The following is a 14306-nucleotide window of genomic DNA, read 5'->3' as shown; positions in this document are numbered from 1 at the left end:
CAAAATTTTATCTGATTAGGCTTAGTCGACTGGTAAAATAATAAAGCCGAGGCTTAAAGTAAAGTCTCGGCTTTTGTTATGAACATTATTTAAAGTAGAGGTAGTCAGGGTCAGGAGTGACATAAAGTAGCTCGCCTTCCTGTGAGAAGATAATAGAAATTTGTTCATTTTTATAAGAGTAAATTGTGTAGGTATTTTGTAATCTTGATGCTTGAGCAATGTCAACTACACCCGCTAAGAAAGCACGCGCTTGTTCGGTACTTATTTTTTGCTCCTGAACCAGTCTTTTAAGATTTTCTAATTCTTTGTTTTGGAAGGCTTCATATTCAGAAGCGAGATCGGTGCTTATTTTTTCTGGTTCGCCGAGAATACTTTTGACTTTTTCTTGGGTATATCCTTTAAATTCAGGAATTTGAGCTTCAAAACCGCCAGATTCATAGGATTGGTAATAGACCTTGGCATTGCCAGTCGCATAAATCTTATCATTCTTAGCGTGATCGGCATCTTCTGGAAGACCATCTGTGGTTTTTTCTATATCCTTACTAGAACTACTATTTTCTTTACTAGAACTTCTGGAAGAACTACTGCTGCTAGGGGAGCTGCTTCTACTTTTGGAAGATTGCTTTGATGAGCTTGAGGAATCCTTTAAACTAACTTTTTTTCCTGATTTATCCGAATTAGAAGAGCGAGTGGTAGAATCTGAATTAGATGGTACAAGGAAACGGCAGGCTGACAGCAGAAATAGTACTGCAGCTAGAGAAAATAAGCTAAATAGTGTTCTTTTTTTCATTATCTTAAACCTTTCTTTACTATGCTCAATCTTACTTGAGCTATTGTGATATGAGGCATCTGCTGACAACAGTGTTTCACATGGAACCATATAATTAATTTAAAAGTTTGACATTTAATTCTATATGCTCCGCTAATAATTCTAACATAAAACTGATTTTCTGTGTACCTACCTATGGGAAAATACCTTTTGTTTACAGATTATTCAGGGATTAAAGACAGTAGGACTAACTTATTCCGCTTCCTTGCAATCTTTTTAAACAAAATTGGACACGGTGTCCATTTTTTTTAAAAAATAAACTTGTAATAATTTTCGATTGGTGTATAATCAATTTTATTGAAATTTGGACACTGTGTATAATTTTAGGAGGTAGATATGTTAAAAGAATGGAAAGCTATTTTAAAAAAGCCGACTTTTATCATTGTGATGTTAGGAGTCTCTTTGATTCCTGCCTTGTATAATGTTATTTTCCTGAGCTCCATGTGGGATCCGTATGGAAAGGTATCGGACTTGCCAGTGGCGGTCGTCAATCAGGATAAAGCTGTAACTGCTAGTGGTAAGACCTTGTCTATAGGCGAGGATGTTGTTTCCAGCCTCAAGGAAAATAAAAATCTGGATTTTCACTTCGTCAGTAAAGAAGACGCTCAAAATGGTCTGGAAAAGGGTGATTACTACATGGTTGTGACGCTTCCAAGTGATTTATCTGAACGTGCAGCCAGTGTTTTGACCGATAATCCTCAGCAAATGAAGATTGACTATCAAACGTCTAGTGGCCACAGTTTTATTGCTGGTAAGATGAGTGATTCAGCCATGGCTTCTTTGAAGCAGACGGTGGCGCAAAATGTCACGGATACTTATACAAACGCCTTATTTAAGAATATGGGAGATCTAAAAACTGGCTTGGTGAAGGCATCCGATGGTGCTCAGCAATTAGCATCTGGCAGCCAACAACTAGGTTCAGGCAGTCAGACAATTGCAGATAATTTAAGAACTCTGAATCAAGCCACGAGCAAATTATCGTCCGGTGCAGCTCAATTTAACACAGGACTACAGACTTATACTGGGAGTGTTGCACAAGTATCGTCTGGACTGGGTAGTTTGTCAAATGGGATAAACACTTATACTAGTGGTGTAAGTACTGTGGCCACAGGTGCAAATCAGCTGTCGGGTCGATCAGCAGACTTATTGGGTGGATTCCAACAGCTCACCCAGTCAGGAGATGGAGTTCAGGCCTTATCGACAGGTGTGACAAATCTGAATACTGGCTTGGCCACATTAAAGTCCTCGGTAGATACCACCTTAGCTAACAACCAGCAAAACGTCAATGATTTAGCAAACGGTTTGACACAGTTGAATGCTAGTATTCAAGCTGCAGCAAGTGACTCAGCAGTGTCGACAGACAGCATTGAAGCTTCACTGACTAGCATAGCAGCATCCGCTCAAGCCATTATCAATAACAATCAGGATGCCAAGGCCGCAGCTTTGGCAAGTGTCCAAGGGACCAGTGCTTATCAAGGGCTTTCTAGTGAGGCTAAGGCTGAGATTGACGCAGCAGTCGGTGCTAGTCAAGCAGGAAGTGATCAATCTGCTCAGGCAATTTTATCAGAAGTTGATACGATGAGGGCTTCTCTTGAAGTGATAAAAGCTACCAGTCAAACGAAAATTAGTCAATTGGGAAACACTTCTACTCAGGTTTTACCCCAAGCATCTAATCTGATAAATGGCCTTTATAATGGCTTGTCAACGGTGAGTACTAGCCTCGGTTCAGCAAGCGGAGGAGCCAATCAACTAGTCGCAGGTGTAGATACCCTAAATGAAAAATTAACGACCGGCGCGACACAATTGGAGCAAGGGGTGACAAGTTATACCAATGCAGTCGGTCAGCTATCTGAGGGGACATCAGCTTTGGCAAGTAAGAACCCTGATTTGCTAGCAAATACAACAAAATTAGCAAACGGGGCTGCCCAATTAACAGATAAATCGCCAGAATTGACCTCTAGTTTCGGGAAATTAGCAGATGGAACCAATCAATTAGCGAGTGGCACAGAGAAGCTGGCTGATGGCAGCAGTGCTTTAACGGATAATCTCTCTAAACTTACCGTGGGAACGAGCGATTTGTCCAATGGCCTCTCAGATGCAGGCGATAAATTGTCGGCTGTTTCAACCAAGGAAGACAATGCAAAAACTCTAGCAGATCCTCTGACACTGAGCAAGACAGATGAGAATAAGGTAGAGAAAAACGGCATTGGAATGGCGCCTTATATGATTTCAGTAGCTTTATTTGTGGCAGCTATTTCAACTAATATCATCTTTAGCACACTTCCATCAGGTCAAGAACCTAAGACGAGACGAGACTGGTTGAAGGCCCGTATAGAGGTAAATGGAGTCATATCTGTCGTAGCGGGTGTTTTGGTCTATGGTGCTGTGCACTTGATAGGCCTATCTGCAAACCATGAGTGGGCAACCCTTGGTTTGATTGTCCTAGCCAGCATGACCTTTATGGCTCTTGTGACGGCTTTGGTTACTTGGGATAGCAAGCTCGGCGCCTTTGCTTCTCTGATTCTCTTGCTTTTACAGCTGGCTTCTAGTGCAGGAACCTATCCGCTGGAGCTGACTAGTAAGATTTTCCAAGTTATCAACCCTTGGCTGCCAATGAGCTATTCTGTATCGGGCTTACGTCAAACGATTTCCATGAATGGTCAAATCGGTACTCAGGTCCTCTTCCTTACTTTTGTTTTAGTTCTTTTCATGACACTTGGTACTCTAGTTTATCGAACAGATAAAAAACAGCTAGCTTAGGGTTCGTGCTTTTATGAATCTGTAAAAATGTAGATGAAAAGTCTATCTGTAATTCGTTTACTTTTTCTCTAACCAACATCTCCTGAAAAGGGAGATGTTTTGTTTTCTTTAAGTTTTCTTTATCTTTCTTTTAAGTTTTCATCTTTAAAATTGCATTACATTCAAGAAAGATAGAGAGGTGAGAAGCCCATGGCAGAAAAATTTTTTCAACATCATTTTCAGCGCTTTGAAACCAAATACATCATTTCCAAGGAAACTTTGCTGGATCTATTGCTAGAGTTTGAAGGATATCTGGTGGAGGATGAGCGAGCTTATTCGACCATTAACAATCTCTACTACGATACGCCATCTTATCAGCTTATTCGTGAGTCCTTGGAAAATCCTTGCTTTGATGAGAAGGTGCGTTTGCGGACTTATCAAGAGCATCCGACCGAGGATAGTCAAGTCTTTTTGGAAATCAAGAAAAAGACGGAGAATCTGGTCACCAAACGCCGTCTTGCAGCAGATTTGCTGACAGCGGAAGCCTACCTGGACGGTGATTACAGTCAGCTGACTGACCTTCAGATAGATAAGGAAATGGCTTGGTTGACCCAGCATTTTGGCAACATTCAGCCTATGATGTATATCGGCTACAATCGTTATTCTATGAAGGGGATTGAGGACGAGCGGATTCGGATTACCTTTGATCACGACCTGACCTACCGTCCTTATGATCTGAGTCTCTTGGCTGGTCGCCATGGAGATCATCTCCTACCAGCCAACCACGTGATTATGGAAGTTAAGATTCCAGAAGCTTGTCCGCTATGGCTGAGCGAGATTATGGATCGCTACCAGCTGTCTCCTAGCTCTTTCTCCAAATATGGCTTTGCTTATAAAAAAGCAAACTGTATCAGCAGCAAATAAAATAGATAGGAAAAGAAAAATGAAACAATCAAAATCAACCCTTAAAAAAATTAAATTGATGATTCCACTGGTCTTGATGACAGCAGTGCTGGGAGCATGTAGCTCAAACGCCAGCAGTTCTACAGCTTCAAGCACCACTCAGACTGCTAATGCTACCAGCACCAGTCAGACTAAGACCAATACTTCTGATTACTTTGCTTCAGAAGACTCAGGCGCTTCTTATGATGAGTCTAAGGCGACGACTATCAGCCTGAGCGGCTCTAGTGCTAAGACTTATGGTGACGGTGCTAGTGTTTCTGGCTCTACTGTAACAATCTCAGAAGCTGGGACCTATGTCGTTTCCGGAACGAGTGAAAATGTGCAGATTGTCGTCAAAGCAGGTGATAGCGACAAGGTTCAAATCGTCCTAAATGGTGTAACCATGAGCGGGACAGACGCAGCTATCCTAGTAGAAAATGCGGGTAAAACAAGCCTAACTCTGGCTGACGGCAGCCAAAACACAATCTCAGATTCATCAAATCATAGCAATACGGATGCAGATGCAGCTATCTATAGTAACTCTGATCTGACTCTCAATGGCTCTGGAAGTCTGACAGTTGACGGCAAGTATGAAACAGCGATTAAGTCTGAGCAGACCTTGCGGGTGACAGGTGGCACTTATACGCTCAAGGCAGCTAAGAATGGTCTGTCTGCAGCTTCAGCCATTAATATCAAGGACGCTACTATCGATATCACAGCGACAGAAGATGCTATCCACGCGGACAATGATGAAGACACTTCTCTGGGGAATCTCTGTATCCAGTCCGGCACCATCACGATTAATGCTGGTGATGATGGTCTGCATGCTAGCAATATTGCTTTGATTGATGGTGGAACGATTACGGTTTCCAAGAGTGTAGAAGCTCTGGAAGGAACCAATGTTACCATTAACGGCGGTAAACTGGATCTTTATGCGACGGATGATGGGATCAATGCAGCTAGTGACGTAACTGGCGCTGATATCTTTATCAAGATTACTGGTGGCGATATCAAGGTCGAGGTCGGTGAAGGCGATACAGACGCTATCGACTCCAACGGCGATGTCATCATGTCAGGAGGAAACTTGGATATTACTTCTACGGTATCTGCCTTTGACTTTGACGGAACAGCTACCTACACTGGCGGTACTATCACGGTCAATGGTGAAAGCCGAACAGAAATCACAGCCGACGGACCTGGCGCTGGTGGACCCGGTGGCGGCGGTGCCCCAGGCGGCCAAGGCGGTTTTGGTGGACGATAAGAAAATAAGGCAGTTCAATTTGAACTGCCTTATTAATTTATGAAAAAGACGGGGATGCAGCTATGTTTCTGCAAAGCAATCTTTTATAGAAGACTTAAGAGGGACGATAAATTTTCTATGGTGAAATCAGGTTTTTCTTCTAGTCGTTGGGGTTGGTAATAAGCACTAAAACCTTGTTTTAACCAGATAGTTGTCATTCCTAGTGCTTTAGCAGGTATGATATCATTGTCTATTCGATCACCAATCATGACAGCTTGTTGAGAAGGGCAATGAGCTTTCTCTAAAGCTAAAGTGAAAATGGCAGGGGAAGGCTTGGCAAGTCCGAGCTCTGCAGAAGAGACAACTAAATCAATCCATTGATATAGTCCCATTTTTTTCAAACGTTCTTTTAGGCCAGGTAGTTGGTTGGCGATGATTCCGATTTTATATCGGTTGTGCAATTCTTTTAAGACCACTTGGGCATCTGGGTATAATTTCTCCAAATTAGAGTTCCAAATGGGACGTTCTAAGTTAAATTCTTTTATTGTCTCCAAGTCTCCCTTTTTGCCTTCTTTAAACAGTTCAACCATACGAGCATAAAAAATATCGTAGTTAATATTTGTCCCTGTAATTGCTCTCCTAATTCTATCTTGATAGGCTTCTTTTTCATCAATCAAAGTAGAGCCAATGTCAAAAAACAACCATTTATGAGCTGACATTTTACTACCTCCACAGTAATTATGATATGCCTTACTCATCTATCTTAATCAACATCTTCTCCGTATCCACTGTCACTTGAGCACCGATGGTAATGGTAAAGAGTGGCTGAGTATGGGCAAAGTCCAAGTCATAGAGGACGGGAATCGTCTTTAGAATTGGATGTTTATCCAAGATATAAAGGAGCAGTTCCTCTGTCATCTGACATTCTTTTGGAAAGCGGCCGATGAGAAGGGCTTTCGGGTTAGGATAGGCCTGAAGGAGGGCAGCTAGATTGCGGTCAAACTCCACATAATCATCTTCCTCCGCCTCTTCAACAAAGAGGACATAGTTTTCATCTGTCGGGGCATAGGGGGTGCCGCGCAGAAGTGAGAAAGTGGAGAGATTGCCGCCGATAATAGTGGCTTGGGCTTGCCCGTGATGATAGACTTTCCACTCTGTCTCATGGAAGGTCATTGGCGCATCGGGCAGATACCAAGCATTGTCGCCCCATTTTTCACTAGGAGTCAATTCATAAGAAGTCTGGCTGATGGCCTTGAGCCAGCTCTCGGTCTGATAGTCCTGCAGGGCATCCATCTTAAAGCTGGAGTAGGACGGTCCCATGTAGGTTTTCATGCCGGTCTTGCTATAGATAGCGTTGAGCAAGGCTGTTGTATCTGAGTAGCCGCAGAAAATCTTAGGATTTCTAGCAATCAATTCAAAGTCCAGATAGGGTAGGAGCTCATTGCAGTTGAATCCGCCGATGGTGGCCAGAATAGCATCAACAGAGTCATCCGAAAAGGCAGCATGAATGTCTGCCACCCGGCTTTCGATGGAGGCAGAGTCTAGCATATCATTTTCCAGATAATGTTCCGAAAAAGACACGGTAAATCCTAACTTTTCTAAGCGCTCCTTGGCGGCTAGATTGGCCTCAAAGCCACCGATGTGTTCGATTGACGCTGAGGGGCTAACGACCCGAATGTGCATGCCAGGTGTGAGTTTTTTCATAGGAACCTCCTTGTGATAAATTTTTATAGAATATCATAGCACAAAGGCCAAGACCTGTAAAGCAAACTTAGGTCAGTGCGGGAATTTTTATCAAAAAAAGGGAGCCGCTGAAGACTCCCTGATTGTATATATTCTTTTCTATGATTTATTCGCTGAGCTTAATGCTACCGCTTTCGACGCTGGCAGTAAGTGTAGTTGTCGGATTTTCGACTTTACGGATGGCAGAGCCGCCAAGTTCATGGCCTTTGGAGTGCTCTACACTTATACTACTAGGGATGTCAATTTCACCTAGATCCGTTTTCAGATCAAAGGATAGCTGCGACAAACTGCCAGAAACCAGATGCAGATTAATATCGCCCAGTTGGTTAGTGATAGAGATTGTACCAGCTAATTCCAACTGTTCAGAGTTCAGTGAGCCGCTTGAGATTTTCAGAGTGCTGTCGGAGATTTTGCTCGAGTTTAGATTGACCTCTCCCAGAGAGTTTGATATTTCGCCAGATGCGAACTGGCTGTTGCTCAGAGTGATGGTACCCGAAGAATCAATGATTTTTCCAGAGCTAATCTGACTGTTATTGATGGTAATCTCTCCCAGAGAGTTCTTAAATTTACCAGATGCGAATTGGCCATCATTCACAGTCAACGAGCCCTGAGATAGAGAGAAGTCAGCATTTTTGGCTGATAGATTGGACAGCGTAACATCTCCTAATGACGAACTGCCGCTGAATGTCTCAAGCTTGGTCCCCTTGGGCAGGGAAAGCTCCACAGTACGCTTCTCCTGAGATTCTTGGTCAAATAAGCTGAGTAAGGAGCGGATGCCAGTGCTTATGTGGAAGGAGCGGATGTCAGTGCTTATGTGGAAGGAGTCTGCACCATCTTCCTTGATGTTTAAGTTTCCATTTTCAGAACTTGTTGTTATTTTTCCAAGCATGCTGCCGCCAATCTGATAGTTGCCGTCTCTTTGGTAATAGGTCAAGTGAGCCTTGTCATCAGGAGATTCGCTGATGACGAGGTTTCTAGCTGCTAAGTTGATATTTAGGGAAGAAAGATCAGAGAAACTTTCTTCTTTTTTCGTTAGTTTTACCTTGCTTTTGGTAGAATTGACCAAGTCATTGACACCGCCTGTAATGGAGCCGATAGTTGTCAGGGCTCCACCAAAGAGGCAGGCTAAAATAGCTGCAGATAAAAGAGGTTTTTTCAATTTGATGTTAGCCATGACGTGTTCCTTTCTTTGCGAAAAGTTGAGCTAGTTTGACAAAGCCAGCCTTGCCAAACTGAGTAACAGGAGAAATGCCTGCGTAGAAGATGCCGGACAGTCCCAGAACTAGAACACTGAGCCCCAGAGTGAACAGGAAGGCCGGGATCGATGTTGTCAGTCCCACTGTCAAAGTGTCCCAGATCAGGCTGATTCCAAAAATAAAGAAGGCAAAGGCACCTATAGCCATGACTAGAGCAAAGATAAAGACGAAGAGGAAGAAAATAATAATCAAAAGTGCTGCTACTATAAAGAGCGGAATAGCCAAGGGTGCTGCCAAAATGGATAGGATAGCAATCTGGACGATGTTCTTAGTGTTTTTTGATGAACTGCTGTCTTGATTATCTTCCTCGACTTTTTTGTCCAAAAGATTTAGCATAATCTCGTGGGCCGCTTCCTTTGGGCTGCCTAAATCAGCAATAGCAGCTGCCTCGCCCTCTGGGCCTACCTCGTCGAAGTACTCAGTGAAGTAATCCATAGCTTCCTGGTAGTCCTTGCGTGGCAGTTTTTTCAGATATTTTTCTAGCTCAGCTAGATACTCGGTTCTTGTCATGACGGATGCTCCCTTCTATGATACCGTTGATGGTCATGGTATAAGTTTGCCACTCTTCTTTTAGAGTGAGTAAATGTTCATGCCCGTAGGCAGTGAGTGAATAGTATTTTCGTTTTCGTCCTTGGTACTCCTGCGAATAAGTCGTGAGGCAGTCATTTTGCTCCAGCTTCTTCAGAATGGGGTAAAGTGTTGATTCTTTGATATTAGCAATCAGCTTGATCGTTTGGCTGATTTCATAACCGTAGGAATCGTCTTTTTCAAGGATGGCTAAGATGAGAAACTCAATCAAAGCCGATGATGTGGGGAAAGACATAGGACCACCTCCTTGTGTAAAATATTTATATATAATCTTTCTATATATAGTCTACAACCTCTTAGGAAAAAAGTCAAGCAAAATATATAAAATTTTTATATATTTTTTGAAAAAGTCTTTTAATGGCTGTTTATAAGGCACATCAAAGTATATTTCTTCCTTACAAGAACTTTACATCTTCCTTAGCTTTTGTGTTGAAAACATCTTCCATAAAATGGTAAAATGGTGTAAGTCTAACTAAAAATATAAGAGAGATCAATGAAAAAACATCAAACCCTATATAAATTTTTAGGCCAAACCCTACTATATTTTGTTATCTTTCTGGCCTTGCTTTATTTCTTTAGCTATCTGGGTCAGGGTCAGGGTGGCTTTATCTATAATGAATTTTAATGTGAGAGAGTAGGAAACAATGTCAAATAAAGTGATACATGATATGATTGAGGCGATTGAGCATTTTGCTCAGGTGCAGCCGGATTTTCCGGTCTATGATATTTTAGGTCAAGTTCATACTTATGGTGATTTAAAGAAGGATTCCGATTCGTTGGCGGCTCAGATTGACCGTTTGGGACTTCCTGACAAGTCTCCGGTTGTGGTCTTTGGCGGTCAGGAATACGAAATGCTGGCTACTTTTGTGGCCTTGACCAAGTCTGGTCATGCCTACATTCCTATCGACAGCCATTCAGCCTTGGAGCGTGTGGCAGCGATTGTGGAAGTTGCTGAGCCAAGCTTGATTATTGCTATCAATGATTTTCCGCTGGCAGATGTGACAGCTCCTATTTTCAGTGCGGAGCAAGTTCAGACAGCCTTCAGAGATGGAGCGTCCTATGAGCTTAGCCATCCAGTGCAAGGAGATGATAACTATTACATCATTTTCACATCAGGAACGACTGGCAAGCCTAAGGGAGTTCAGATTTCCCACAATAATCTGCTTAGCTTTACGAATTGGATGATTACGGATAAGGAGTTTGCGACTCCAGCTCGTCCTCAAATGTTGGCTCAACCGCCTTATTCTTTTGACTTGTCAGTCATGTATTGGGCACCGACTTTGGCCTTGGGAGGGACTCTTTTTGCCCTACCTTCGGCTGTGACTCAGGATTTCAAGCAGCTGTTTGAGACGATTCTCAGTCTGCCTATTGCTATCTGGACTTCGACACCTTCCTTCGCGGACATGGCCTTGCTGTCGGATGATTTTAATAGCCAGAAGCTGCCTCAGCTGACGCATTTCTACTTTGACGGCGAGGAATTGACAGTCAAGACAGCTCAGAAGCTGCGCGTTCGCTTCCCTCAAGCTCGCATTATCAATGCCTATGGTCCGACTGAGGCAACAGTGGCCCTGTCTGCAGTAGCAGTGACTGATGAGATGCTGCAAAATTGCAAGCGCCTGCCGATTGGCTATACCAAGGCGGACTCTCCTACCTTTGTCATTGATGAAGAGGGGCAGAAGGTGCCGAATGGCCAGCAGGGAGAAATCATCGTCTGCGGCCCAGCTGTATCCAAAGGCTATCTGAATAATCCTGAGAAGACAGCGGAGGCCTTCTTTGAATTTGAAGGTCTGCCAGCCTATCATACAGGAGATGTAGGCTCGATGACAGATGAAGGTCTGCTACTCTACGGTGGCCGGATGGACTTCCAGATTAAGTTGAATGGTTTCCGTATTGAGCTGGAGGATGTGTCTCAGAACCTGAACAAATCGAAATACATTGAATCTGCAGTGGCTGTGCCCCGCTACAATAAGGACCACAAGGTCCAAAATCTGCTGGCCTATGTCATTCTCAAAGACGGTGTGGCTGAGCAGTTTGAGCGAGAAATCGATATTACCAAGGCAATCAAGGAAGATCTGCAAGATATCATGATGTCCTACATGATGCCGTCCAAGTTCCTCTATCGAGAGACCCTGCCTCTGACCCCGAATGGCAAGATTGACATTAAGGGGCTGATTAGCGAGGTCAATAAGCGATGATGGATTTCTTGAAAAAGCTGCCTCACTTGGAACCCTACGGCAATCCAGTTTACTTTGTCTATATCGTTCTGGCAGTTCTGCCAATCTTTGTTGGACTTTTCTTTAAGAAACGCTTCCCCCTTTATGAAGCCTTGGTCAGCTTGGTCTTTATCGTCCTGATGCTGACAGGTCCCAGTCTGGCGCAGCTTTGTGCTCTGCTGGGCTATGTCATCTGGCAGATAGTCTGGGTTTATTCATACAAACTCTATCGCCGGTCGCGGGACAGCAAGTGGATCTTTTATCTGCATACCTTGCTGGCGGTTCTGCCGCTTGTGCTTGTCAAGGTAGAGCCCGCGATTAGCGGTCATCAGTCTCTCTTTGGCTTTTTGGGGATTTCCTATCTGACCTTTCGCTCGGTAGGGATGATGATTGAGATGCGCGATGGGGTTCTGACAGAGTTCACGCTCTGGGAGTTCTTGCGTTTCCTGCTCTTCATGCCGACCTTTTCAAGCGGTCCTATTGATCGTTTCAAGCGTTTCAATGAAGACTATTTGAACATTCCCGAGCGCGATGAGCTGCTGGATATGCTAGAGCAGTCTGTCAAGTATATCATGCTAGGCTTCCTTTATAAGTTTATCCTGGCCCATATCTTTGGACATCTGCTGCTGGGCCATGTCAAGACCTACGCTCTCTATACCGGCGGTTTCTTTAATCTAGGAACTCTGGGCGTCATGTATGTCTTTGGTCTGGATCTCTTCTTTGATTTTGCCGGTTATTCGATGTTTGCGCTAGCTATTTCCAATCTCATGGGAATCAAGAGCCCTATCAACTTTGATAAGCCCTTTCTCTCACGCGATTTGAAAGAATTCTGGAATCGCTGGCACATGAGTCTGTCCTTTTGGTTCCGTGATTTTGTCTTTATGCGGTTGGTCATGGTCCTGATGCGCAATAAGGTCTTTAAAAACCGCAACACGACCTCTAGTGTGGCCTATCTGATCAACATGCTGATTATGGGCTTCTGGCATGGTGTAACCTGGTATTATATCGCCTACGGTCTCTTTCATGGAGCTGGTCTAGTCGTCAATGATGCCTGGCTGCGCAAGAAGAAAACGCTAAACAAAGAGCGCAAGGCTAAGGGGCTCCCGCCTCTGCCAGACAATAAATGGACCCAAGCTTTGGGGATTGTGGTGACCTTTCACGCAGTCATGCTCTCATTTTTGATCTTTTCTGGATTTTTAAATGAGCTTTGGTTTAAAAAATAAAAATGAATGAGGAATAAAAATGGATATAAAAGCAGAAGTAATTGAAATTATTGAAGAACTATTTATGGAAGATGTGTCAGATATGATGGACGAGGATTTGTTTGACGCTGGTGTCCTAGACAGTATGGGAACGGTGGAGCTGATTGTTGAGCTGGAAAACCGTTTTGATATCCGCGTGCCAGTATCAGAGTTTGGCCGCGATGACTGGAACACAGCCAATAAAATCGTTGAAGGCGTAACGGAGCTTCGCAATGCTTAAACGACTCTGGCTGATTCTGGGGCCGGTTTTCTGCGCCATGGTCATGGTTGCCCTGCTCTTTTTCTTCTATCCGCTTGATAAAAAGCATGATATAGAAGCGGAGAAGCGCTCAGCAGTGACCCTGACAGCAGAAAACTTCAAGAGCCGCAGTAAGAAGGTGACAGCCTTGACCGATAAGAAGATGCGTTTTGTTCCCTTCTTTGGCTCTAGCGAATGGCTGCGCTTTGATAGTATGCATCCGGCAGTGCTGGCTGAGAAATACGACCGCTCCTATCGTCCCTATTTTCTAGGACAGCGCGGGGCAGCATCATTTAATCAGTACTTTGGTATGCAGCAGATGTCCTCTGAGCTGGAGGGACAAACGGCGGTCTATGTAGTGTCGCCCCAGTGGTTTACCAAGACCGGCTATGATGCTTCGGCCTTTCAGCAGTACTTCAACAGTGATCAGCTGACGGCTTATCTGTCTCAGCAGCAAGGAGATGCGGCGGCGCAATATGCAGCTCAGCGCCTCCTTCAGCTCTATCCAGATGTCGCTATGGCAGAGAGCGTCCAGAAGCTGTCTGAAGGTAAAAAGCTGAGCAGCTTTGAAGAGCGCCATATTGAGATGACGGCTCATCTTAATGAGCGTCAAGATGCTTTTTTCAGCAACTTTGCTGCCCTCAACAATGAAAATTATGACCAGCGAATTTTGCCTTATATGGCTGATTTGCCAGACACCTTCTCCTATCAGGCTTTGGAAGAGATTGCCACAGCAGAAGCCAAGAAGAAGACCAATAACAACCAATTCGGCATAGACAATCATTTTTACAAGACTCGTCTGGCCGGCAAGGTTGCCAAGCTCAGAGGTTTTCAAACCAAGCAATCTTATGAAAAATCTCCTGAGTACAACGACTTGCAGCTGGTTCTGGACCAGTTTGCCAAGTCAAAGACCAATGTCATCTTCATCATTCCACCGGTCAATTCTAAGTGGATGGAGTATACAGGACTCAGTCCTGAAATGTACCAGCGGACGGTGGCTAAGATTCGCTACCAGCTGGAAAGTCAGGGTTTTACTAACATTGCTGATTTTTCTAAGGACGGCGACAAGCCTTACTTCATGCAGGACACTATTCATATGGGCTGGAATGGCTGGCTGGCCTTTGACAAGGCGGTTGATCCTTTTGTAGCCAATCCACAGCCGGCGCCAAACTACCAGATCAATGACCGCTTCTTCAGCAAGGAATGGTCTCAGTATACTGGCAAACCAGAAGAATTCAAATAAGGTTGGGACTTTC

At 44.0% G+C, this 14306-nt stretch carries 14 protein-coding genes; 8 read left to right on the top strand and 6 right to left on the bottom strand.

Annotation, left to right across the window (positions count from 1 at the left end):
- Window positions 1–85: 85 nt before the first annotated feature.
- A complete protein-coding gene (locus tag J1C91_RS11605) occupies window positions 86–790 on the bottom strand; it encodes a DUF4947 domain-containing protein (RefSeq protein ID WP_009659567.1) in 705 nt (234 codons plus the stop codon).
- Between the two features lie 375 nt (window positions 791–1165).
- On the opposite strand from J1C91_RS11605, the gene J1C91_RS11600 reads away from it, so the two are divergent.
- From J1C91_RS11600 to J1C91_RS11590, 3 genes are all read left to right on the top strand, one after another.
- On the top strand, window positions 1166–3589 hold the full coding sequence (locus J1C91_RS11600; protein WP_002908323.1) for a YhgE/Pip domain-containing protein: 2424 nt from the start codon (window positions 1166–1168) through the stop codon (window positions 3587–3589).
- Window positions 3590–3778: 189 nt separating this feature from the next.
- On the top strand, window positions 3779–4492 hold the full coding sequence (locus tag J1C91_RS11595) for a polyphosphate polymerase domain-containing protein (protein WP_002908321.1): 714 nt from the start codon (window positions 3779–3781) through the stop codon (window positions 4490–4492).
- A 19-nt stretch (window positions 4493–4511) separates the two neighbouring features.
- A complete protein-coding gene (locus J1C91_RS11590; RefSeq protein ID WP_032909153.1) occupies window positions 4512–5771 on the top strand; it encodes a carbohydrate-binding domain-containing protein in 1260 nt (419 codons plus the stop codon).
- A gap of 83 nt (window positions 5772–5854) precedes the next feature.
- Here the strand turns inward: J1C91_RS11590 and J1C91_RS11585 are convergent, their stop codons facing one another.
- The 5 genes from J1C91_RS11585 to J1C91_RS11565 all read right to left on the bottom strand — a co-directional run bounded on the left by J1C91_RS11585 (window position 5855) and on the right by J1C91_RS11565 (window position 9572).
- Window positions 5855–6508 carry an HAD family hydrolase gene (locus J1C91_RS11585; protein WP_002908318.1) on the bottom strand — a complete coding sequence of 218 codons (654 nt, stop codon included), beginning with the start codon at window positions 6506–6508 and terminating at the stop codon, window positions 5855–5857.
- Entirely contained in the window at window positions 6501–7454 is a 954-nt protein-coding gene (locus J1C91_RS11580; protein WP_125439399.1) for a S66 family peptidase, read from the bottom strand. The genes J1C91_RS11585 and J1C91_RS11580 overlap by 8 nt, the downstream gene beginning before the upstream one ends.
- 145 nt (window positions 7455–7599) lie before the next feature.
- The gene (locus J1C91_RS11575; protein ID WP_004189406.1) at window positions 7600–8667 is read right to left on the bottom strand and encodes a DUF4097 family beta strand repeat-containing protein; all 1068 of its coding nucleotides are present in this window, start codon (window positions 8665–8667) and stop codon (window positions 7600–7602) included.
- The gene (locus J1C91_RS11570) at window positions 8660–9259 is read right to left on the bottom strand and encodes a DUF1700 domain-containing protein (RefSeq protein WP_125439397.1); all 600 of its coding nucleotides are present in this window, start codon (window positions 9257–9259) and stop codon (window positions 8660–8662) included. Before J1C91_RS11570 ends, J1C91_RS11575 begins: the two co-directional genes overlap by 8 nt.
- Window positions 9234–9572: a PadR family transcriptional regulator gene (locus J1C91_RS11565; protein ID WP_125439395.1), complete on the bottom strand. Its 339-nt coding sequence runs from the start codon at window positions 9570–9572 to the stop codon at window positions 9234–9236. Before J1C91_RS11565 ends, J1C91_RS11570 begins: the two co-directional genes overlap by 26 nt.
- Window positions 9573–9830: 258 nt before the next feature.
- On the opposite strand from J1C91_RS11565, the gene J1C91_RS11560 reads away from it, so the two are divergent.
- Genes J1C91_RS11560 through dltD form a run of 5 tightly spaced genes read left to right on the top strand, consistent with a single transcriptional unit; the run spans window position 9831 to window position 14293 of the window.
- On the top strand, window positions 9831–9962 hold the full coding sequence (locus tag J1C91_RS11560) for a teichoic acid D-Ala incorporation-associated protein DltX (RefSeq protein WP_002894209.1): 132 nt from the start codon (window positions 9831–9833) through the stop codon (window positions 9960–9962).
- Between the two features lie 19 nt (window positions 9963–9981).
- Window positions 9982–11532, top strand: a complete 1551-nt coding sequence (gene dltA / locus J1C91_RS11555; protein ID WP_125439393.1) for a D-alanine--poly(phosphoribitol) ligase subunit DltA — start codon at window positions 9982–9984, stop codon at window positions 11530–11532.
- The gene (gene dltB / locus J1C91_RS11550; RefSeq protein ID WP_125439391.1) at window positions 11529–12773 is read left to right on the top strand and encodes a D-alanyl-lipoteichoic acid biosynthesis protein DltB; all 1245 of its coding nucleotides are present in this window, start codon (window positions 11529–11531) and stop codon (window positions 12771–12773) included. The genes dltA and dltB overlap by 4 nt, the downstream gene beginning before the upstream one ends.
- A 19-nt stretch (window positions 12774–12792) precedes the next feature.
- Complete coding sequence (gene dltC / locus J1C91_RS11545) at window positions 12793–13032, top strand: D-alanine--poly(phosphoribitol) ligase subunit DltC (RefSeq protein ID WP_002894204.1); 240 nt, start codon at window positions 12793–12795, stop codon at window positions 13030–13032.
- Window positions 13025–14293 carry a D-alanyl-lipoteichoic acid biosynthesis protein DltD gene (gene dltD / locus J1C91_RS11540; protein WP_125439389.1) on the top strand — a complete coding sequence of 423 codons (1269 nt, stop codon included), beginning with the start codon at window positions 13025–13027 and terminating at the stop codon, window positions 14291–14293. Before dltC ends, dltD begins: the two co-directional genes overlap by 8 nt.
- The last annotated feature ends 13 nt before the right edge of the window (window positions 14294–14306 follow it).

This window comes from Streptococcus sanguinis, assembly GCF_050222175.1.
In the GTDB taxonomy this organism is placed as follows: Bacteria; Bacillota; Bacilli; order Lactobacillales; family Streptococcaceae; genus Streptococcus; species Streptococcus sanguinis_M.
This window is presented reverse-complemented; position numbering and strand designations above follow the sequence as displayed.